Annotated in this window: 18 protein-coding genes, 1 rRNA gene and 1 riboswitch; of the genes, 9 read left to right on the top strand and 10 right to left on the bottom strand. The window is 52.2% G+C overall.

Annotation, left to right across the window (positions count from 1 at the left end; translation table 11 throughout):
• Positions 1-6 precede the first annotated feature (6 nt).
• Positions 7-122: ribosomal RNA gene (gene rrf, locus CWE12_RS12180) — 5S ribosomal RNA — on the top strand.
• 251 nt (positions 123-373) lie between these two features.
• Here the strand turns inward: rrf and CWE12_RS12175 are convergent.
• On the bottom strand, positions 374-946 hold the full coding sequence (locus CWE12_RS12175; protein ID WP_126789973.1) for a YceI family protein: 573 nt from the start codon (positions 944-946) through the stop codon (positions 374-376).
• Positions 947-1,184: 238 nt separating this feature from the next.
• Here CWE12_RS12175 and murB point away from each other — a divergent pair, with 238 nt between their 5' ends.
• The 4 genes from murB to CWE12_RS12155 all read left to right on the top strand — a co-directional run bounded on the left by murB (position 1,185) and on the right by CWE12_RS12155 (position 4,629).
• Positions 1,185-2,177 carry a UDP-N-acetylmuramate dehydrogenase gene (murB, locus tag CWE12_RS12170; RefSeq protein WP_126789972.1) on the top strand — a complete coding sequence of 331 codons (993 nt, stop codon included), beginning with the start codon at positions 1,185-1,187 and terminating at the stop codon, positions 2,175-2,177.
• Positions 2,174-3,163 (top strand): bifunctional biotin--[acetyl-CoA-carboxylase] ligase/biotin operon repressor BirA, encoded by a 990-nt coding sequence (gene birA / locus CWE12_RS12165; RefSeq protein WP_126789971.1) that lies wholly within the window; start codon positions 2,174-2,176, stop codon positions 3,161-3,163. Before murB ends, birA begins: the two co-directional genes overlap by 4 nt.
• Positions 3,160-3,879: a type III pantothenate kinase gene (locus tag CWE12_RS12160; protein WP_126789970.1), complete on the top strand. Its 720-nt coding sequence runs from the start codon at positions 3,160-3,162 to the stop codon at positions 3,877-3,879. The genes birA and CWE12_RS12160 overlap by 4 nt, the downstream gene beginning before the upstream one ends.
• 99 nt (positions 3,880-3,978) lie before the next feature.
• On the top strand, positions 3,979-4,629 hold the full coding sequence (locus CWE12_RS12155) for a tetratricopeptide repeat protein (RefSeq protein ID WP_241984204.1): 651 nt from the start codon (positions 3,979-3,981) through the stop codon (positions 4,627-4,629).
• A gap of 92 nt (positions 4,630-4,721) precedes the next feature.
• Here the strand turns inward: CWE12_RS12155 and nspC are convergent, their stop codons facing one another.
• The 6 genes from nspC to CWE12_RS12125 all read right to left on the bottom strand — a co-directional run bounded on the left by nspC (position 4,722) and on the right by CWE12_RS12125 (position 14,182).
• On the bottom strand, positions 4,722-5,858 hold the full coding sequence (nspC, locus tag CWE12_RS12150) for a carboxynorspermidine decarboxylase (RefSeq protein ID WP_126789969.1): 1,137 nt from the start codon (positions 5,856-5,858) through the stop codon (positions 4,722-4,724).
• A 35-nt stretch (positions 5,859-5,893) separates the two neighbouring features.
• Positions 5,894-7,096, bottom strand: coding sequence for a saccharopine dehydrogenase family protein (locus tag CWE12_RS12145; RefSeq protein WP_126789968.1), 1,203 nt, complete (start codon positions 7,094-7,096; stop codon positions 5,894-5,896).
• Between the two features lie 92 nt (positions 7,097-7,188).
• Positions 7,189-9,360, bottom strand: coding sequence for a prolyl oligopeptidase family serine peptidase (locus CWE12_RS12140; RefSeq protein ID WP_241984203.1), 2,172 nt, complete (start codon positions 9,358-9,360; stop codon positions 7,189-7,191).
• A 41-nt stretch (positions 9,361-9,401) separates the two neighbouring features.
• Positions 9,402-11,375, bottom strand: coding sequence for a tRNA(Met) cytidine acetyltransferase TmcA domain-containing protein (locus CWE12_RS12135; RefSeq protein ID WP_126789967.1), 1,974 nt, complete (start codon positions 11,373-11,375; stop codon positions 9,402-9,404).
• Between the two features lie 45 nt (positions 11,376-11,420).
• Positions 11,421-12,839 carry a sodium-dependent transporter gene (locus tag CWE12_RS12130; protein WP_126789966.1) on the bottom strand — a complete coding sequence of 473 codons (1,419 nt, stop codon included), beginning with the start codon at positions 12,837-12,839 and terminating at the stop codon, positions 11,421-11,423.
• A gap of 155 nt (positions 12,840-12,994) precedes the next feature.
• Entirely contained in the window at positions 12,995-14,182 is a 1,188-nt protein-coding gene (locus CWE12_RS12125) for a multidrug effflux MFS transporter (RefSeq protein WP_126789965.1), read from the bottom strand.
• Between the two features lie 180 nt (positions 14,183-14,362).
• Here CWE12_RS12125 and CWE12_RS12120 point away from each other — a divergent pair, with 180 nt between their 5' ends.
• Entirely contained in the window at positions 14,363-14,704 is a 342-nt protein-coding gene (locus CWE12_RS12120) for a zinc ribbon domain-containing protein YjdM (RefSeq protein WP_126789964.1), read from the top strand.
• Here CWE12_RS12120 and zapE read toward each other — a convergent pair.
• The gene (gene zapE, locus CWE12_RS12115; protein WP_126789963.1) at positions 14,691-15,752 is read right to left on the bottom strand and encodes a cell division protein ZapE; all 1,062 of its coding nucleotides are present in this window, start codon (positions 15,750-15,752) and stop codon (positions 14,691-14,693) included. The two genes, CWE12_RS12120 and zapE, sit on opposite strands and share 14 nt — an antisense overlap.
• Positions 15,753-15,831: 79 nt before the next feature.
• Here zapE and CWE12_RS12110 point away from each other — a divergent pair, with 79 nt between their 5' ends.
• Positions 15,832-16,038 carry a hypothetical protein gene (locus tag CWE12_RS12110; protein WP_126789962.1) on the top strand — a complete coding sequence of 69 codons (207 nt, stop codon included), beginning with the start codon at positions 15,832-15,834 and terminating at the stop codon, positions 16,036-16,038.
• A gap of 76 nt (positions 16,039-16,114) precedes the next feature.
• Entirely contained in the window at positions 16,115-17,470 is a 1,356-nt protein-coding gene (locus CWE12_RS12105; protein ID WP_126789961.1) for a diguanylate cyclase, read from the top strand.
• Here the strand turns inward: CWE12_RS12105 and CWE12_RS12100 are convergent.
• Together CWE12_RS12100 and CWE12_RS12095 are read right to left on the bottom strand one after the other, a co-directional pair.
• Complete coding sequence (locus CWE12_RS12100; protein ID WP_126789960.1) at positions 17,467-18,120, bottom strand: TMEM165/GDT1 family protein; 654 nt, start codon at positions 18,118-18,120, stop codon at positions 17,467-17,469. The two genes, CWE12_RS12105 and CWE12_RS12100, sit on opposite strands and share 4 nt — an antisense overlap.
• A gap of 83 nt (positions 18,121-18,203) precedes the next feature.
• Positions 18,204-18,325, bottom strand: a riboswitch (yybP-ykoY riboswitch).
• Between the two features lie 46 nt (positions 18,326-18,371).
• Entirely contained in the window at positions 18,372-19,862 is a 1,491-nt protein-coding gene (locus tag CWE12_RS12095) for a methyl-accepting chemotaxis protein (protein ID WP_126789959.1), read from the bottom strand.
• Positions 19,863-20,035: 173 nt separating this feature from the next.
• Between CWE12_RS12095 and CWE12_RS12090 the strand changes: the two genes are divergently transcribed.
• Positions 20,036-20,467 (top strand): hypothetical protein, encoded by a 432-nt coding sequence (locus CWE12_RS12090; protein WP_126789958.1) that lies wholly within the window; start codon positions 20,036-20,038, stop codon positions 20,465-20,467.
• Positions 20,468-20,523: the final 56 nt, after the last annotated feature.

Genomic DNA, 20,523 nt, shown 5'->3' with positions numbered 1-20,523 from the left:
AATTTGTCTGGCGGCCATAGCGACGTGGAACCACCTGAATCCATTCCGAACTCAGTAGTGAAACATGTCAGCGCCGATGGTAGTGTGGGGCCTCCCCATGTGAGAGTAGGACACCGCCAGGCATCCAAACGAAAGAAACCCCAGCCATCCGGCTGGGGTTTTTTCGTTTTGCATGGTTAAAAGCAGGCGCGGGGCTTGAATCTTGAATGGGTCCACAGTGGGTGGAGAGATGAACCATATCATTCCCATTCAAGATTCAAGCCCCGCGCCAGGGTTGCCCATCCCACACCGAGCACCATCTACCACCAACCACCCACAAAAAAGGGCAGCCAAAGCCACCCTTCCAATCAACCTTCAAGAACTACTTCAGCGACTACTGCTGAATACCTTCAATCGAAAGGTAGATCTCAACCTCTTCAGCGTCCGGACCCAGTTCATAGTCAATTCCATAGTCCGCCAGCGCGAAGGTATAGCTGCCTTCAAAGCCACGACGGGTATTTCCCCATGGATCTTCACCAGCACCAACCTGATCCACTTCAAATTCAATTTCTTTAGTCACGCCGCGTAAGGTGAATTCGCCGTGCAGAACACCACCGCCGTTTCCGTCCGGTTCAAAGCCAGTGCTGACAAACGTTGACTGTGGAAAGTTTTCTACGTCGAGAAAGTCACCGCTGCGAAGATGTGTATCACGTTCGCCGTGGTTAGAATCAATACTTGCGGTGTCGATGGTCACTTCTACCGAAGCGGCTTCAGGATTGCTTTCATCGTAGCTAAATGCGCCTTCAAAGTCATTGAAACGACCTAGCAACCAGCTGTAGCCCAGGTGGTTAATTTTGAACTGGATGAATGCGTGAGCGCCTTCGGTGTCGATGACGTAATCATTCGCAGATGCCGTTGGAGCAGCTAATAGGGTGGTAAGCGCTGCTGCAAGTAACGTTTTCTTCATAGTTATTCTCCGTTTGCATAGATTTAATTGAGTTGTTGGCTTCTGGTTTACCAAGCCAATACATCAACGATATTAGACCTATAAAGTAAAAAGAAAACCGTTAATTTTAGCTTGTATCATTCGATTTAATAGATTACAGGTTTGCGCACTCTTTTCAGATCGAAGCTGCCCACTAGTTAACAAATTGCGATAGAATAAGCGATTGTACGTTACAGAACTGAATTTAGTTAAGGGCACCATGTTTTCGCTGCAGGATAAACATAGCTTTGCATTGCCAGTCTATGGCTCTGACGTCCATTTGATTTCAGAGCCTGATCACTTGTCGGATGTTCAGTGGACCGAGGATAGCGTTATCCTGGGCGAAGGAAGCAACACTATCTTCACCGCGGACTTTGCTGGCCAGCTTATTTTAAACCGCTTAATGGGACACCAGATAGAGAAGGAACCGGCTGGTTATGAGGTCACACTGGCGGCCGGAGAGAACTGGCATTACTGGGTAGAAACCTTAGTGCGGCAGGGCATCGCCGGGCTGGAAAATTTAGCCCTTATTCCCGGCAGCGTCGGTGCGACACCAGTGCAGAATATTGGTGCCTATGGGGTCGAAGTGGCGCAGTTTATTCGTAGCGTACGCGGAGTCGATTTGAGTTCGCAGCAACCTTTTGAACTGCTGGCTGACGAGTGCAGGTTTGGCTATCGGGATAGCGTATTTAAGCAGCCTGGCTACCAAAGTTACTTTATCACTGACGTAACCTTCTTTTTCCCTCACGCCTGGAAACCCTGCCTCGATTATCCGGATCTCAGTGGATTACCATCGGACTCCAGTGCAGAGCAAATATTTGAGCAGGTCGTTGAGGTTCGTCAGCGGAAATTACCTGATCCGAAAGTTTTACCAAATGCAGGAAGCTTTTTTAAGAACCCGATTGTCGAGCGCACTACGTTGCGACGTTTATTACAGCGTCATCCGGACCTTCGTTATTTTGAAGTGGATGAAAATAAGGTTAAACTCGCCGCCGCCTGGTTAATTGACCAGACTGGCCTAAAAAGCCTCCGTGTCGGTGGCGCCGGCGTTCATCAACGGCAGGCTCTGGTTCTGGTGAATGCCCGCGAAGCCAGCGGGCAGGACGTCATTGATCTGGCGGTGCAGGTGCGCAAACAGGTCTATCAGCGCTTCGGTGTTACCTTAGAACCGGAAGTTCGTTTATTAAATAGTCAGGGCTCAGTAGTATTATGACCAACGCCGCAATCAGACTTGATGACCAGTTGATCGAACTGTTAGCCGATGGCCACTTTCATTCCGGGCAAAAGCTAGCCGAACAGCTAGGGGTTAGCAGGACCGCTATCAACAAACATATGAGCTCTCTTGAGGCACTCCAGCTCGATGTGTTCAGAGTTCATGGGAAAGGTTACAAACTGTCTGAGCCGCTGCAGTTACTCGATCAGACAGCGTTACAGGCGCTTGCTGCGGATCAACAGGCTCCGCTATTGGTTAAACGTGTTACCACATCAACCAACGACGATTTGAAGCAATGGCTTGCCGATAGTGAAGAGCCACTATCAGCAGGCAGTGCGGTGATTGCGGAAATGCAGACCGCCGGGCGCGGCCGCAGGGGCAAAACCTGGATATCGCCTTTTGGTGCAAATATTTATTTGTCGGTGTACTGTCCATTGGATGATGGACTTGGAAGTGCGCTTGGGCTTAGCGTAGCGGCCGGGATTGGCCTTGCTCAGAGTCTGCAGAAGGCCGGAATTGAAGGCGTTTCGGTAAAGTGGCCAAATGATGTTTATATCAAAGGCGCCAAAGTGGCCGGAATTCTTGTGGAGTTGGAAGGGCAGGCCACCAGTGGTGGCCACGCGCTGGTAGGCATAGGCTTAAACTTGCGCATGCCGGAGCGGCTGCGGCGTAACATTGACCAGGACTATACGGATATTCAGTCTCACCTTGCTGAGCCGCTAGTCAGGCAGGAGTGGGTTGCCCTGCTGCTTAACAGCACCCGCGATGTCCTAAATAACTTTAGTCAGCACGGGCTATCCGGCATGGTCGAAACCTGGCGCACCCTCGACCATTTTTATGGTAAACCGGTACGTTTATTGCTTGGCCAACACGAACAAACAGGTGTGGCACAGGGAATTGACGAACATGGAGCATTGCTGGTGAAACAGGATAGTGGCTTAAAACGTTATTTTGGTGGTGAAGTTAGTGTCAGGGCGGGTCAATGAAATTACTCGAAGTAGGGAACACGCGCTGGAAACTGGCAGACTTTATTAATGATGACGTGCGCTTTATCGGCCACGGGATCGGGCTGCAGGATCTTTTGATGGTGCTGGAGCAATCATCGACTCAACAATTGATGTTCGCCTCCGTTGCCAGTGATGAGACCAATCATCAGCTGCAACAACGGTTAACTCAGGCGGGGATTGATTTTATTCAGGTAGTTACCCAATCTCAGTTTGCTGGAGTGCAGAATGCCTATGCTGACTATCAACGCTTAGGTGTGGACCGCTGGCTGACTTTATTGGCAGCGCGCTCGCTCACCAGCAGCCATTGCGCAATTGTTGATGCAGGTACTGCCATTACCCTGGATATCCTCGATAAAGACGGACAGCACCAGGGTGGCTGGATAGCGCCGGGGTTGCATACCATGCAAGATGCTCTGGTGGCACGCTCAGATCGCATTAAGGCGCGTTATGACGCTCCCCGTGCTGAGCTTGGGCAGTGCACCGAGGATGGTCTGTTTCTTGGCTGTCAGGCGGCGTTACGAGGGTTTGTCGAGCAAGCTCATCAGTATGTTCAGGCAAATTACCGGGAACCCGTCAGCTGGTTTTTTTCAGGTGGTGGGACCGAGCACCTTACCCTTGATTATATTCATAACGCCCAGTTACGACCGCACCTGGTGCTGGAAGGGTTGGCCGTGGTTGCGAGACAGTCAAAATAGCATTGCAGCCTGACCCTATACTGAAGTTTTATCAGTAGCCGCCGATAGCATTGGAAGAGCAGCTCCATTGGTAAGCTTTATTTATTTAGCGAGGCAGTTATGTATAAATCATTCATCACACTGATGACCTGTAGTTTCGCCCTGTACAGCACTGTGTTGTTGGCGCAGGACGTTCGGTTGCCGGTGCGCGGAGTAGAGGCCGTTCAGCTTTACTCGGATGATGAACTGGTTCGTATGATCCGTGACAATACCCACTTTCAGCGGGTTCGCGACGAAGACGATTGTCAGTTGTATCAGGATATTCGTGCCCAGGCCGAAGTTGAACGCCGACCAAGCTATCAGTTGTTGTATGGCGACATGCTGGCATACGAAGTCTGTTATGAGCGTGATGTGGAGCTGGGCGTGACCTACATGGAAGCGGCCGCCGCCCAGGGAATGCCGGAAGCAATTGAACAGATGGGTCGCTATTATCACCGTGGTCTGTTTGTACAGAAGGATGTTGACCGCGCCATCCTTTATCTGCGAGAGGCATCTGCCATGGGCAGCCTCCGCGCGCAAAAACGATTTGCAGATATCTTACTGGCAGGCCATGGAAGCCCGCTGGATTATGAAGCGGCGTACCATTACCTGCACAACTCCATAGTTGCGGACCGCAGTGAACATGCTGCGATACAGCGACGTCTTGAAGCACTGGCTGAGCTGCTTCCTCCACGCATTGTGGAGCGCGCACGTAGCCCATTGGACTCCTAGTGCGAACATAGCCGGCAGTGAATAGCAGGTAAAAAAAGCGGCTCATTGAGAGCCGTTTTTTGTTTCACCAGTTTTAGTATTAACCCCGTGCTTTATGACAGCCGATTTTTAAAGTCCTGATAGTTAAACTCGCGCACCAGTTCAAAGCGACCATTTTCACGCAGGATGCCAATGCCGGGGTGCTCTACCCCGTTAAAAAATGTGGTCTTCACCATCGTGTAGTGGATCATGTCTTCGAATATCACCCGGTCACCTGGCTTGAGCTCATTGGCGAAACTCCATTCACCAATTACATCACCAGCGAGGCATGAATTGCCACCAAGCCGATAGTTGTGAGCCAGTTCGCCTGGGTTACCAGCGTCAGTAATAACAGGCCGATAGGGCATTTCCAGCACGTCAGGCATATGCGCGGTCGCGGAAATATCAAGAATCGCAATCTTCCCAGCGTTCTCTACGATATCAACGACTTCACATACCAGGGGGCCGGTCTGCCAGGCAACGGCTGAACCTGGCTCCAGAATGACATCGACATTGTAGGTTTCACGCAGGCGTTTGAGCTGAGTGACCAGATGGTCGATGTCATAGCCTTCACGAGTCATCAGGTGGCCACCACCTAAGTTAATCCACTTCAGATTATGCAAGTACTGACCAAATTTCGCTTCGACTGCGGCCAGGGTGCGCTCCAGTGCATAGGAGTCGCACTCACATAGATTGTGCACATGGAAACCCTCAATGCCACTTAAATCCTGACCCTGCAACTGGCTGCTGAGGATACCCAGGCGTGAGCCCGGCGCCGACGGGTCGTACAATTCGGTGTCGGCCTCGGGTTGCTCGGGATTAATCCGGATCCCAATGGAGACCCCCGCAGCCGTCGCCTGGTCGCGGTAGCGTTGCAACTGCGACAAACTGTTAAACGAGATATGGTTGCAGTGGCGCAGCAACACGTCAATATCGTTGTCTTTGTACGCCGGTGAGTAGGCGTGCACTTCGCTGCCAAAGGTATCCGCTGCCAGTTCTGCTTCCCATGCCGAGCTGGCGGTACAGCCTTTGAGGTACTGGCTCACTAACGGAAATGTGCTCCACATGGCAAACCCTTTCAGGGCCAGAATAATGTCGGCGCCACTGCGCTGCTGAACCTGTTTCATCAGCTCAAGGTTTTTTCTAAGCTTTGCTTCATCCAGCACATAGCAGGGTGAAGGAATCGCTGGGTTCATGTAGGGGTTTGCCATGCTTACCATTTCCTCAGTGTTCAGTCGTAACAGGCTTACTTTTTAAACGGGCTTTGTTCTACTTCGACAACCTGCCACGGTAATCCGTATTGGTTCAGGCGATCCATAAACTCGTCCGGATCAAACTGCTCCATGTTCCATACCCCAGGCTTCATCCACTTGCCTTGCAGCATCATTGAAGCGCCGATCATCGCAGGCACGCCGGTGGTATAGGAAACCGCTTGTGCGCCGACTTCGTCGTTACATTTTGCGTGGTCACAGTTATTGTAGATAAAGACCGTTTTTTCTTTGCCGTCTTTAATCCCGGTTACGTAGGTACCAATACAGGTCATTCCTTCGTACCCTTCGGCGAGCGAGCCAGGGTTTGGCAGCACTGCTTTGAGGAATTCCAGCGGCGCAATTTGTTGCCCGTTGTACTCTATCGGTTTAATCGACGTCATGCCGACACCTTCAAGCACTCGCAGGTGGTTGAGGTAGGCATCACCAAAGGTCATCCAGAAACGAGCACGCTTGATGGTCGGGAAATGTTTAACCAACGACTCAAGCTCTTCGTGAAACAGCAGGTAAGAGGCACGAACTCCCACGCCAGGGTAGTCGAGATCTTCACGCACGCTGATAGGATCGGTTTCGTGCCACTCGCCGTTTTCCCAGAATTTACCGCGTTGAGTAATCTCACGAATATTAATCTCTGGGTTAAAATTGGTGGCAAATGCCTGGCCATGGTCGCCGCCATTGCAGTCGACGATGTCCAGATAATGGACTTCATCGAAGTAGTGTTTGGCTGCGTAAGCGGTGAAGACATTGGTTACGCCTGGATCAAAACCGCTACCGAGCAAGGCCATCAGACCCGCTTCTTTGAATTTGTCGTGATAAGCCCACTGCCAGGAGTATTCGAATTTGGCTTCGTCTTTTGGCTCGTAATTGGCTGTATCCAGGTAGTGCACGCCAGTTTCAAGACAGGCGTCCATGATCGGAAGGTCCTGATATGGCAGGGCCACGTTGATCACCAGGTCAGGCTTCACTTTAGTAATAAGTTCTACCAGCTCAGCCACGTTGTCAGCATCCACGGTGTAGACACCCACCACACGGTCTTTGCCCGATTCCTGCTGCAGCTTTTCACATTTTGAAATGGTGCGTGATGCCAGGTGAATCTCGCTAAAGTATTCTGGCAACATGGCACATTTTTTAACTACAACGCCGCTAACTCCGCCGGCGCCAATAATAAGAACTCTGGACATGATGAAACCCTTTTCTGGTTAAACGCGTGTCGCTGAATGAAAAAGTGGGCGCGATTTTGCCTGCGCCCACCTGCTTTTGCAATGCCTGTTTACTAATCTGCGTTCAAATTAGATGATTGCGATTCGCTTTGCAATTTATCAAGTAAGAAGGCCCACTGGTCGCTTACCTGGTCGATGCGCATCCAGGTCGGTGTGCCTGCGCCGTGTCCGGCGCGGGTTTCGACCCGCAGTAGTACCGGGTTATCGCAGCTTTGTGCATTCTGTAAAGCCGCGGCAAACTTATAACTATGCCAGGGCGCAACCCGATCATCGTGGTCGCCAGTGGTTATTAATGTAGCAGGGTAACAGACCCCTGTTTCGACATTGTGCACTGGTGAATACGCGAGCAGGGCGGCAAAGTCTTCGGCGTCAGTGGCCAGCCCATAGTCACTGCTCCAGGCTTTCGCGTTGGCACTTGAGGTATGATAGCGCAGCATATCCAGTACCCCAACGTCGGGTAGTGCCGCTGCAAACAAAGAAGGCTGCTGAGTCATTACCGCGCCAACTAACAGACCGCCATTGCTGGCTCCCTGAATCGCTAGCTGTTGCGGTGAGGTATATCCCTCGTCAATAAGGTAGCGGGCAGCGCTAATGAAGTCGTCAAATACATTCTGTTTGTTTAGTTTAGTACCTGCTTGATGCCAGTTGGCACCGTACTCCCCGCCGCCGCGAAGATTGGGAATCGCCAGGACTCCACCTTGCTCCAGCCATACCGTATGAGCCGGATTGTAGGAGGGGGTTAACGCAACATTAAAGCCACCGTAGCCGTACAATAAAGCAGGATTCGCAGAATCCAGCTCAATATCATGCCGGTGAACGATAAACATTGAGACTGCGGTACCATCATCACTTTCATACCAAACCTGGCGGGTCTGGTAATTGCTCAGATCTGCCGGTGATTGGGCGCGGTCGATTTCTTCCACCTGCTGCTGATCAATATCGTAGCGCAGGGTGACGCCTGGCTCAGTAAAACTGGTGTACGTGAAAAATGTTTCGAGGTGTGATGCCTGCCCGGTTATGCTGTCGACGGACCCGATACCCGGCAACTCGATACTGTCTTCATGGCGGCCATAGGCGTTGAAAATTTCAATCTGCGAGTGCGCGTCTTCCAGGTAATGGGCGAAAAACTTCCCGCCGACGTACCGTACTTCACGCAAGGTCGCATCGCGCTCTGCAATGAGTTCTTGCCAGTGCTGAGGCTGCGGTCGATTAACATCAACCGCGATGACGCGTCCATTTTCGGCTCCTGCGGTGGTACGGAAAAATAGCAGGTTGGCATCGCTGTCGATAAATTCGTACAAGCCATCCCAGTAATCAATAATACGCCGCCAGCGTGCGTCCCGGTTGGTTAAATCAAGAATGTGTACAGCATTGCTGCTAAAGCCATCAGTGATAGTAGCAATCAGAAAACGACCGTCGCGGGTTACTTCCGGGTAAGGGTTCCAGCTCGGGTACTGACTCAGGTCATAGATACGGCGGTCATTGCGCTGCGCACTGCCGATACGGTGGAAGTAAATCGCAACGGAACGTGAGTCATCAACTTCACCGGCAGGCGTTTCCGGGTAGCGGCTGTAGTAAAAGCCCGACCCATCCGGCAGCCAGCTGACATTAGAGAATTTGATCCCGGTCAGACGGTCAGCCAGGTCTTCACCACTTTGTATGTCACGTACCCGAAACTCAACCCAGTCAGAACCGCCATCAGAAATGGCGTAGGCCAGGTATTGCGCGTTCGGGCTGACCATGACCCGGGTCAGCGACACCGTGCCGTCATCGCTCAGCTGATTTGGGTCGAGCAAGGGACGAGGTGCGCCATTTAAGCCCTCACGAACATACAGAACAGACTGGTCCTGAAGGCCGTTGTTCTGAAAATGGAAATAGAAGCGACCATGACGAAACGGGGTGCTGCTGCGTTCGTAGTTCCATACCTGAGTCAGGCGGGTCTTGAGTGCGTCCCGTTGCTCAAGGTCGGCCAGGTAAGGAAGCGTGACCCGGTTTTGCGCTGTTACCCATTGTTGCGTGGTTTGAGAGTTCAGATCTTCCAGCCAGCGATATGGGTCCTGCACACTGTTGCCGTGATAATCGGTCACCTGGTCGCTGCGGGGGGAGACTGGATAGTTCAGTTCCTCATCGGCGTGCTCACTGGGGGCTTGTTCGGTCGTGGTGCAGGCGGTTAGCGCAGCACTGACCGTCATAATGGTAACCATAGAAAACAACAACTTATTCATTAGCTACTTACCTATTGGGCGCGGGGAACATTAACGCATTACTATATCTTTACACTCAACTCGAAACAAATCTGTCGCAGTGCCTTAAGCAAATCTTTACGTCCGTGAATTGCATATTGTTCCTGTATTGCCTCCGGCAGCGCCTGGTTCGCGGCGGCACAGGCTAATAAATGGCTGGCCTCCAGCCATTCGGGATTGACCAACAATGTTGGCTGCAATGAGGGGAAATCAAACTGGCCGTTAGCGAAATCAAGCAGACGCTGATGAACTAGCGTTTGATATGACGCCTGATACGGCGTAAACGAAGTCGTTGCGGAGGAGCCCAACTGCAGTTGCAATTCGTCGCTGAGCTTTAGTAGCTGAGCATAGCCGGGTAATTCATGCTGAAAAAAGGCTGCCCACTGGGCAATGGAGGGCGCCAACCTGCGGTCAGAGGCTTTCACACAAACACAGGCGTAGCGGCCTGACACTGTATCCGGGCGAGTTCCCAGACGAACACTTTGATAGCCGTTGTGGTTCCAGAAACGCACCAGTTCTGCGCTGGCACCAAAGCTGGTACCAATAAGAGCCGTCCCAGCCTCGTCAGCAAGCCGATCAACGTGACCAAGCAGGGCGCTGCCAAGTCCTTGCTGTTGCAGTGAAGGCCGGACCGCTATGCGAACCACCCGCAGCATACGTGCGCTTGCGATTGAAGGATCCCGCAGATGGCGCGCTAATAGCTGCGGCAGCAGCGAGCCTGGAGGACGACGCCGTCCGGCTACAATGTCATCGGCAAGTCCGCTAGTTAAACAGCCCTCCTCAGCCAGCCAGGCGACTCCAGTCAGCTGCTCACCAGAGTATTGCAGTAACAGGCTTTGCTTATCGTCATCCAGCAACAGCTTCAGATCGTTTGCACTGGTTTGATAATGCGCGTCCATCAGCAGGCTAAAGCAGGTTGCTAACTCCGCTTCATTCAGTGCAGCGGCTCGGGAGTGGATGTATTTCAGTGCCTGCTCGCTATACGTAGGCCCGGGAAAGTGTGCGTTCTCGCCATTTTGCAGCAACAATCGTTGTTCCAGCCATTCTTCAAGCGGGCAGCCTCTAGCATAGCGAAATGGCTCAGTCAGGGTCAGCTGTCGAGCATGGGTAAAGCGTTGCTGGAGGGTTTTCTGAAACTGGATCAGGAAGCCCCGGCCACAGCATTCATAACCCTGGGTGGTGGTCGCCATAATAACCCCGGGATAACGCTGCAGAAGCTTCTCCAGCATATGCCGGGGAAGGTTGGCGGCTTCGTCCAGCAGCAGGGTGCCCTGACAGGGTTCAGCATTATCAGCGAGCAAGGCGTCGGGGGCCACGAAACGAGGTGGAGCGGTGGTTTCAGTGATGGGTAAATGACCATGGCGCAGAACTACGTTTGCCTGGTGTCTTGACGGTGCCGAAATAATGACAGGGTGATTTGCTTCGAGCAGGTGACGGGCTAATGCGCCCAGCACCGTTGACTTCCCACGGCCACGGGGCGCACTAATTAACGCTGGCTGGTCCGGGTAGGTGCGCTGGTGTTCGAGTAATTCATTGAGCACCTCAGTTTGCTCCGCACTCAACTGGGTGCCAGGTTGAATGTCGAGCGAAGGCAAAGGCAGCCCACGTAGCTCAATCGTCTCACTGGGTTGCAGCTGCTGTTTGATGTACAGGCCAGCGGGTTGGCGCTGCAACAGGTGCTTTAGAAACTGGCTTAGCTGTTGATCGACCTGCAGCACGAGCAGACCGCCAGCGACCAAGGTTCCGGCCAATGCTGCCAGCGCGTCTGCGTGTTGCTGCTGGCGAAAGTCGAGTACCACACAGGAATACGCGCGTCCGAGGTAGGCGCGGTAGCTCTTTAACGGCACCGGGTAGTCACCACCCATACAAAGCGCTGGTTGCGGCCATTGAACCTGATACGGGGGTGCTGTGGAGTCGCCTTGCAATACCAGCAGGCCGCGCCAATGATTTGACGCGGCCTGCTGCAAGAGCTGTTCGATAGCCTGGTAAAGTTGCATCAGCTACCTGTCTGTCCTGAAGTAGCGGCTAGCAAACCTAGCCGTTTAAAAAAGCGGGCTGGCGAAGAAAATCGACGCCACGGTGTTAATAAAGACGACGGCCAGAATAACTGGAATGAAGGTTGTCAGCGAAAAGCTGATGTACTTACGAAGCAAGCTGCTGCGATAGCTTGCGTTGCCTTCTGCCAGAGCCTCGTGAAAATCCGGTCGCTTCCAACGCCAGACTACGAATAAACAGATCAGGAGCCCGTTCAGTGGTAGCACAGTGTCATAAAAAACATCATAGATGAAATCAAAGAAAGACTTGGACTTGCCACCATAGGTGAACAGTTCAGTGAACACATTGAGCATGCCAAACGAGGCAATCGCAATCAGCGTCAGGGTGCCCATGGTGAGTGCAAGCACACCGAGCGCGCGCTTGCGCGACACGTTGTACTTGCGGGTAATGGTCGCTGTAGGCACCTCGATAATTGAAACCAACGAGGTGATAGCAGCAAAAAACACCAACAGAAAGAACAGCCCGGCAACAATGCTGGCGCCGACATAGCCGATGGTTTCCTGCAGGGCGAGAAATATCTGCGGCAGGAAGGTGAAGATCATGGCGACGGACGAGTCACTGAGGCTTTCCGGATTAGTGCTCGGGTCAAATACGAATATAGCCGGAAGTACCATTAAGCCGGCAATAAAGGCGACCAGTGAGTCGGTGATTGCGACTAGTTTTGCTGACCCAACCAGGTCATCGCGCTGACGGAAGTAGGAGCCGTAAGTGATTAAAATACCCATGCCAAGCGACAGCGAAAAGAATGCCTGGGACAGGGCTCCACTAATGACGCTGCCATTCACCTGAGAAAAGTCAGGAACAAGAAAGAACTTCACCCCGGTTAAGGCATTGTCGAGTGTGAGTACAAAAATGACCAGCGCAATCAGCATCACGAATAAAGCAGGCATCAGTAAACGGGCGGCGCGCTCGATACCACCGCGTACCCCGCCGACCAGAATAAAGTGAACCAGGGCTGCCACTAAAACCAGATAGGCAAATATGGAGTAGGAATTAACGAAGGTGCCGAAATAGTCCGGGTTTGCCAGCTGGTCGAGGTTACCGAATACAGTGTTAAGGAAGTAGCCGAGAATCCACACGGTAATAACCATGTAGAAGATGCCGATCATAAAGGGGGTTAGCACGGCCAGCCAACCTGCGAAACGCCAGTTGCTTTTGCTCCCGGCAATACTCGGATAGGCACCCTGAGGATCAAGCTGTGTTTTACGGCCAAGGTTCATTTCGGCCAGCATGATCGGCAGACAAATGAACACCACAAACAAGGCATAAATGACCAGAAATGCGCCACCACCACCCTTGGTTGCTGCCACCGGGAAACCGACAATATTACCGATGCCCACGGCGGAACCAGCTGCGGCCAGAATAAACCCAAGTTTCGAGCTAAAATGCTCACGTTCGGCGTTCATAACACCCCTTTATTTTCGTTATAGTTTGCAGAAGTGGCATCGGTTATATCAGGTTTTACTGCTCGGCGGCAAATCCGAGCAGTTAAATAGCCGTGGTCCTGCGGTGTGCAGTGTAAACTGGTGCTAACATTCAGTACTGTTGCTAACGAGAGGGTTTAGCGTTGTAACAGGCTGCGCAAGACAATGCCGAGTAACGGGCAAATTGCCATAATTGAGACCATGGCGAGCGGTGAACCATCGCCAAAAAAGCCGACCAGAGCGCCAGAGATTGCTCCCAGGGTAAAGCCGCTGGCACTGATTAATGCGGTTGCGGTCGCCGCACTGTGCGGGAAAAAATCAGTTGCACTGGACATGCCGTTGGCAACGATAAAGCCTTGCATACCCACAAATAGCATCACCAGAGGCACCAGGGTAAACAAGGTTAATGGCAGCCATAGCAACGCCGCCAGCATCGTAGCACCAATCAGTAACTGGCCGTATTGAGCGGCACGCAGAATAAGTCGGGCGTCAAAATGACGTAACAAACGAATATTGATCTGGTTACTGATGGTAAGTGTCAGAATATTAGCGCCGAAGAGGAACGGGTAGAGCGCTTCACTGGCTCCGTAGTGGCCCATGTACACACCGGGCGAGCCGGTAATGAATGCAAACATACCCGCGTTTGCCATAGCGGTCGAAAATAGGAATGCCAGTGCGGGGCGGCTCTTGAGCACAGCCAGGTAACGCCGTAACGGACTGATAATAGTGACGTGCTGAGCGAGCCTGGTTTCCGGAAGATTGAGTCTGAGTACCAGAAGCAAGACGGCAGCATACGCAAACAGAAACATAAAAATGGCACGCCAATCGGCGAATAGAAGCAGGAAACTGCCAATAAAAGGTGCTGCCAGAGGGGCTATCATCAGGATGGTAACAATTTGCGACAGCACCTGCGCGCTCTCACGTCCGGAATAGCGGTCACGTACCATGGCCATGGTATTAACCACCCCCATGCCGCCGCCAAAGGCCTGTAATAACCGGCCCACCCAGAGTAGCTCAATGCGCCAGCCTATTGCGGTGAGCAGGCTACCCAGCATGAACAGCGTCAGGCCAATCAGAATTGTCAGACGTCGGCCGTGTTTATCTGACAGCGGCCCACCAAAGAGCTGACCTGCAGCGAAGCCAAGCAGGAAAAGGCTGAGGGTAATTTCAATCTGATGCAAAGAGGTGTTTAAGTCGTTGGCCATGCTCGGGATAGCCGGCAGGTAAGCGTCAATGGCCAGCGGACCGAGCGCAACCAGCGCGGCAAGCATCCAGGCAAAACCTCGAATGGGGGTGGCAATTGTGCGTTCTGTGGCGTCCGTCATGTTACTACTAAGTTCCTGCCCAGATTAAGAATTTGCAAACCAGTATATAGCATTTGTGGGCCGACCTTTATTATAGTTATGCATATTGTTATGCGGGGCCCGTGTCGAATATAGACTTCCATCAAGCCGTCTGGCATGATCCTGCGTCTTTCCGACTTCGCAAACGAATAAGGCGCGCTCATGAGTAGCTTACCGAATTGCCCTCAATGTGGCTCTGAATATACCTATGAAGATGGCAATATGCTGGTCTGTCCGGAATGTGCCCATGAATGGTCAACGCTTGCTGAAGCGGACACCTCTGAGCAGAGTGCGGGCATTCGTGATGCCAATGGTAATCCGCTGCAGGATGGCGATACCGTGACTGTGATCAAGGATCTGAAAGTCAAGGGATCGTCACTGGTGGTCAAAGTAGGGACTAAAGTGAAAAATATACGTTTGGTTGATGGCGACCATGATATCGATTGTAAAATTGACGGTATCGGGCCGATGAAACTGAAGTCAGAGTTCGTTAAGAAAGCGTAAGAGGCCAGCGTTGCATCTCGTACAGTCTTGAGCTGCAGCGTGCAAAGGGTACTGCCAGCTGTTTGGCCTGATAGAGTTCAGCCGGCATTTTTTCAGCATTGATCAAGAGCAGGCACTGGCGGTCGTAGCACTCATCAACCAGTGCAATAAAGCGGCGGGCCTCGTTGTCCCGTTTGCTGAAGTGGGTTTCCTGATGCTCGCGCTGGTACGATTCCTCGACGCCGTGAACAATCGCTTTTTCAGCCTGGTAACTGAAAGCTGGCAGCTGATTTACCGCAATCGCCCGATAGCGGCTGGCTAATTCCATATAATCGCGCTGACTGCGCGGCCCGTCACATAAATCTGCAAAATCAAAAAGAGCCACTGCTTCGTTGCTGCCACGGCATTCAAGCGGCCGGCCGAGTACCTCCAGCGTGTGCGGGGCCGACAGTTCAGCAGCAAGGTTCTCGACATGCTGACGAAAGGCCTGCTCGCTTTGCTGCAGCCAGTAGTAGGGGGGATTCTCTGTCTGTTCTGACAATCGATAGTCGCTACCACCGTCCAGATGCACCACTTCACAATGCAGTTTGATTTGCTCAATAGCGGGGAGGAACCGGTCCCGTTGTAAGCCATTGCGATACAGCTGGTCAGGGGCGGTGTTCGATGTGGTCACCAGGATCACATCGAGTGCAAACAGATGCGTCCACAAGGTTCCAAGTAGCATCGCATCGGCAATATCCTCAACCATGAACTCATCGAGGCAAAGAACCCGATAGTTGGCTGCCCAGTCGATAGCTACATGGCGCAACGGGTTTTCTTTACCCGCATGCTGTTGCAGAGCCTGATGAACCCGGCGCATAAAATGATGATAATGCAAACGGATCTTAGCGGGGCACTGCAGCTTTTGGTAAAACTGGTTCATCAGCATGCTTTTACCACGACCAACAGGCCCTTCAATATAAAGGCCCCGCTCGCATTCCTGCTGTTGTTCCAGACGCTGGCGCAGATGGTTAAGGCGCTGTGCTACCTGTTCCTGCGCGGGGTCTAATGTAAGGCTGTCTGCATTCATTGGGGCATTCTAACGCTTTCTGCTAAGCTAATGAACAACTTGAGTTTTCTTTATTAGATTAGAAGAAGAGAGGCATGCAATGGGAATTCGGATTTTTGCTTTACTGGCAGCCTGCGCTGTTATGGTCGCATGCTCGTCGACTGATATGAGTGATGCAGAGCGCGATGCGCGGATGGCGGAGTGTCAGCTCATTGATGATGACCGTGAACGGGCCGAGTGTCTGGAGCGGCTGGCACTGGGTGAAGATGCTGTTGATCCGTCAAGACAGGTAGAACCTGTTCAGTAAAGAAGCCTTGGTGTAGATCAACATCGCCTAATTCAATCCTACCTATACTGCGGTAAACCAATCGGGGGACTGCAGTATGAAAACCTTTTGTGCACAGCGACAGGCTAACCAGTGGCAAGCGCTACTTGAACACTACGACCAGCAGACACGCAGTTATGCCAATCAGGTTGCCTGTCAGTATAAAAGCGAGCTCGCCTCGTATTTTTATCAGCAAATGCTAAGTGACAATGATAGCAGTCAGTACCTCACTCATGAGGACGTTCGCACCCGCTTGCATGGTTCCATGCAGAAATGGATAGAAAACCTTTTTTCAACCGCAGAGACCCCAACCTCGGTCATTGAAGCCGTCGATGTGCAGCATCATGTGGGGGAGGTTCATGCCCGGATTGGCATCCCGGTGCACTTAGTAATGCGCGGTGCACGTGCATTGAAGAACCAGTTAGGTGAACGGCTGAACGAGCCGGGTGCGCGACATTATGTGGCGGAGCTCATCGATGTCGCCATAGAAATCATGAGTCACGCATACTGTCACTCCCACGAACGCAATGCCAGAGCAGAAGAAGCCTATCGGCTGTTCTCAGTGGCTGAGAACGTAGCGAGCGAGAAGCAGCGGCAACGAGCGGCGCTTCTGGATTGGGAAAACCAGTTTATGTTTGAAAAAGCGATGGGCGTTTCCCAGGCTCAGTTGCCACGCATTCAGGGGTCTGAGTTTGGCCTTTGGTTTCGTCATAAAGGTGCCCATGCTTTTGAAGGCATGCGTGAAACCATAATGATTCAGCAAGCAATGAAACATATTGATACTGAAATCGTCCCTGTGCTTGGTGACCTGGCGACGGCAGCTCAGGACCCGATGGCGTTACTGCGCGAGTTGCGGGAAAACTGTAAGAGTATTGCCTTTCATATTGAATACCTGTTTGATCAGAATGACGCGCTCGAGGCCGGGCGTGACGCACTAACCCGGTTACTGAACCGCAAGTTTCTACCCGTGGTCATGAGCAAGCAGGTGGCGACGGCGCAAAAAAGCAAAGAATCCTTTGCCGTACTCACCGTTGATATTGACCATTTTAAACCGGTCAATGACCGCTATGGGCATGAAGCCGGAGACATGATCCTGCAACAGGTAGCGGCGTTGTTAATGAACCATAGCAGGGCTGGGGACTACGTTTTCCGGATGGGCGGAGAAGAGTTTTTGATCGTATTGGTGGATGTAAACCATGAGCAGGCGATGAAAAAGTCGAAAGAGCTCTGCGCTCTGGTGGCGGCCGAGCCGTTTCGAATTGCGCGTGACGAAGAGGTATCGGTTTCGGTGAGTATTGGGGTTAGTGTGTTTGATGGCCATCCGGATTACCAGAAACTGCTCAGAGCATCGGATGATGCTCTGTACCAGGCTAAAAATCAGGGGCGTAATCAGGTGGTGCTGGCAGCGTGCTAATGGACTGACAGCGAGGCTGACGGTGGAGAATCCAGGGCAGGGTGGTCAGGTAACCATGCATCAAAGTTAAACCAACTGGTGTCACCGGTGACTCCGGCTGCCTGCAGCAATACCAGCAGACCTAAAACAAGGAACAGTGCGCAGGCAACCCATTTCATGGTTTGCAGCGGCAATTTATTGGCAAACCGGTAACCAAGCCAGAGTGCGGGCGTGGTGACTGCAAGAATGCCGATGGTGGAACCCAGCACCACAGGCCAGAATGCCTGGTAGCTGCCAGCCAGCGTAATCACCACCAGCTGCGTTTTATCTGCCATCTCAAGTAAGAAGAAACCCACGGCTGCAGCGAACACCAGGTGACGTGTTTTAAGATCAGTTTTGACCTCGTCGTCTTCAGGTATTAGCACCCACACCGCCATCACCAGGAAAGCAATACCCACTAGCCAGCCTTGCCAGTCAGCCTGAAGAAAGCTAAATAACCAGATCCCAAACAAGGCTGATACGACCTGATTGAGGAACAGACCGATAGCCATCCCGGCAAACACCGGCCAGGGCCGCTGGTAGCGCAAGCCAAATAATAATGCCAGAAACAGGGAGCGGTCGCCGACTTCAGCAATACCAACCGTGATGATAGATAAGAAAAAAGCATCCATGATAAGAATCCGGCCGGGCAGCGTGTCGTTTCCATGTGGTGTTACTGCGCTGCCCGGCTACAGGCACAGCCAGGCATCCGCCTGTCTGTACAGTTCCACCACAGGTCTCGTCAAGCTACTGCCGTGCATACCATGGCTCGTTTTCAGCCAATTATGTTGACATGCACCTTCTGGCTGGGGGCCAGAAGCGACTACTCCCCTGAGGGTCGGGCGTTATTATCCACAGCGATTAGTGGAAGTCAAATTCCGCTTTAATATTTGAAGCGACGGACGATAGCCTGCAGCGTCTCCGCCAACTGGTTCAGTTGTTCACTCGCTGTGGCGACTTCATTCGATTGTGTCGCTGTTTCGTAAGCGAGTTCAGAAATTGTCACCACATTGCGGTTGATGTCCTCGGCGACAGTGCTTTGCTCTTCAGAGGCGGCCGCGACCTGCGCATTCATATCGTTAATCTGATAAATCGCCTCACGAATGCGCTGCAATGCCAATCCGGTTTGCTCTGCATCGCTGACGCTTTGCGCTGCCTGCTCCTGACCGCGGTCCATGACGGCCACCGCATCATCAGAGCTTTTCTGTAGTTTGGTGATCATACTGTGGATTTCGTCGGTCGCCTCAGACACCCGAATCGCGAGCGTGCGAACTTCGTCGGCGACCACGGCAAAACCACGCCCGGCTTCACCTGCACGGGCCGCCTCAATAGCGGCATTCAGGGCCAGCAGGTTGGTTTGATCTGCAATACTTCGAATGGCATCGAGGATGCCGCTGATACTGACACTTTCTTCTTTCAGCGCGGTGATAACTTTCGCCGCCTGCTCAACTTCGTTGGCGAGGTTTCCAATTGAGCGGATGGTGGCATCGACCACGTCGTGCCCTTCATCGGTGGCACTGATTGCTGCATTGGCGCTATGCGATGCTTCCTGAGTGTTCTGGGCTACTTCATGAACCGTCGTGGTCATTTCATTCATTGCGGTGGCGACCATATCGACCTGATTATGCTGGCGGGTCAGTGCCTGCTGTGATTGCTCTGCATTGTGCATGCTTTGCTGCGCCTGACTGGCAAGGGTTTGTGAGGTACTGGCCAGCTCGCCAACGACGCTGCGCAGATTGGCAATAAAACGATTGAATGCGGCGGCGACCTGGGCGAATTCATCCTCACCGCTGACTTCCAGGTGCTGTGTCAGATCAGCGTCACCGCTGGCTATATTGGTCAGGCGCTCGAGGAGGGCATGCAAAGGGCGTAACAGTCTGCGCGCGAACGCATAACCAATCGAGAGTGCGGTAATAAATGCAATTACCCAGAGTGTCCACATCACCAGGTTGAGTTGCCTGACGGGTGCGTACAGAGCATCTTCCGGCAACAACGCCTGTACCTTCCATTGATTCAGTTGAGCAGCAGAGCCCAGAGGCACGCTGGCGACGGCATGATAGTCAGGGATCTCAGCATTGCTGGTTTCGATAAGGCGGATGCGCCCTTGCTGACCCAGGCTGGCTAACTGCATTTGTTCAGTCAGACGAGCACGGCTGTCAGCAGTAGCAAGTGCGTCGGGTGATACCTGGACCAGTTGACGGGCTCGTGTTGCGGCGTCTTCGGCAGCGAACATTAGTTGCTGCTCAAGGCTTTGTTCCATATTGGCTTTGGTCATAAAAAATGTAAAACCACCCAGAATGGATAACGGCACCGAGCCTACAATGACGACCAAGACTAATAATTTAAAGGTTAACCCATGAAAAAACTTACCCACAACGCCCCCTGATGGTTTTAGTTTGTATCGCAGCCTATCCTACTTTTGGGTTAGTTTTCATGATCCTGCGCAACGATTTCGGGTTGACCTTTGCTAAAGGTTTACATCCTGGGTGCTGTGGGGTGCCTATACTTATCTGGAAAGTTTGAAACCTACTTTAAGCAGAGGACGATATGATGAAAGCAAAAAGCATACTTGCAGGTGCAGTCGCCCTGGGACTGATGGTATCGGCCCCGGTACTGGCAGATGATCATGGTAAGGTTAATGATTGGCTGGATGATTATGGTTTTAGCCATGTCACAGAAGTTGAATGGAAATCAGGTGACCGCGTTGAAGTGGAAGGTTTTGCCCGTGACGGCATGCATAGCGAAGTAGTCTTTAACGCTGATGGCGATGTGCATCAGGAAGAGCATGAACGCTATTCGCGTGAGGCCTGGGGTCTGGACTTGTCGCAACTGCAAAAAGCGATGGAACACGGCAAGGAAGGCGGTATTCACCGCTTCGATGAAATTGCCGTCAGCTCAGATGGTGAAGTAGAGGTTGAAGGCTATGACGAAGATGGCAGCGAAGTTGATATTAAACTGCAGTTGGATGAGCTGTCGTAGCCGCTACTGATTCTCAATCTGTAAAAAACACATTCAAAGCCAGGTCTGCAAAGATC

Source organism: Aliidiomarina sedimenti (genome assembly GCF_003986955.1).
Classification (GTDB): Bacteria; Pseudomonadota; Gammaproteobacteria; order Enterobacterales; family Alteromonadaceae; genus Aliidiomarina; species Aliidiomarina sedimenti.
Note: the sequence above shows the minus strand (reverse complement) of the source record. Positions and strands in the feature narration are given on the sequence as shown.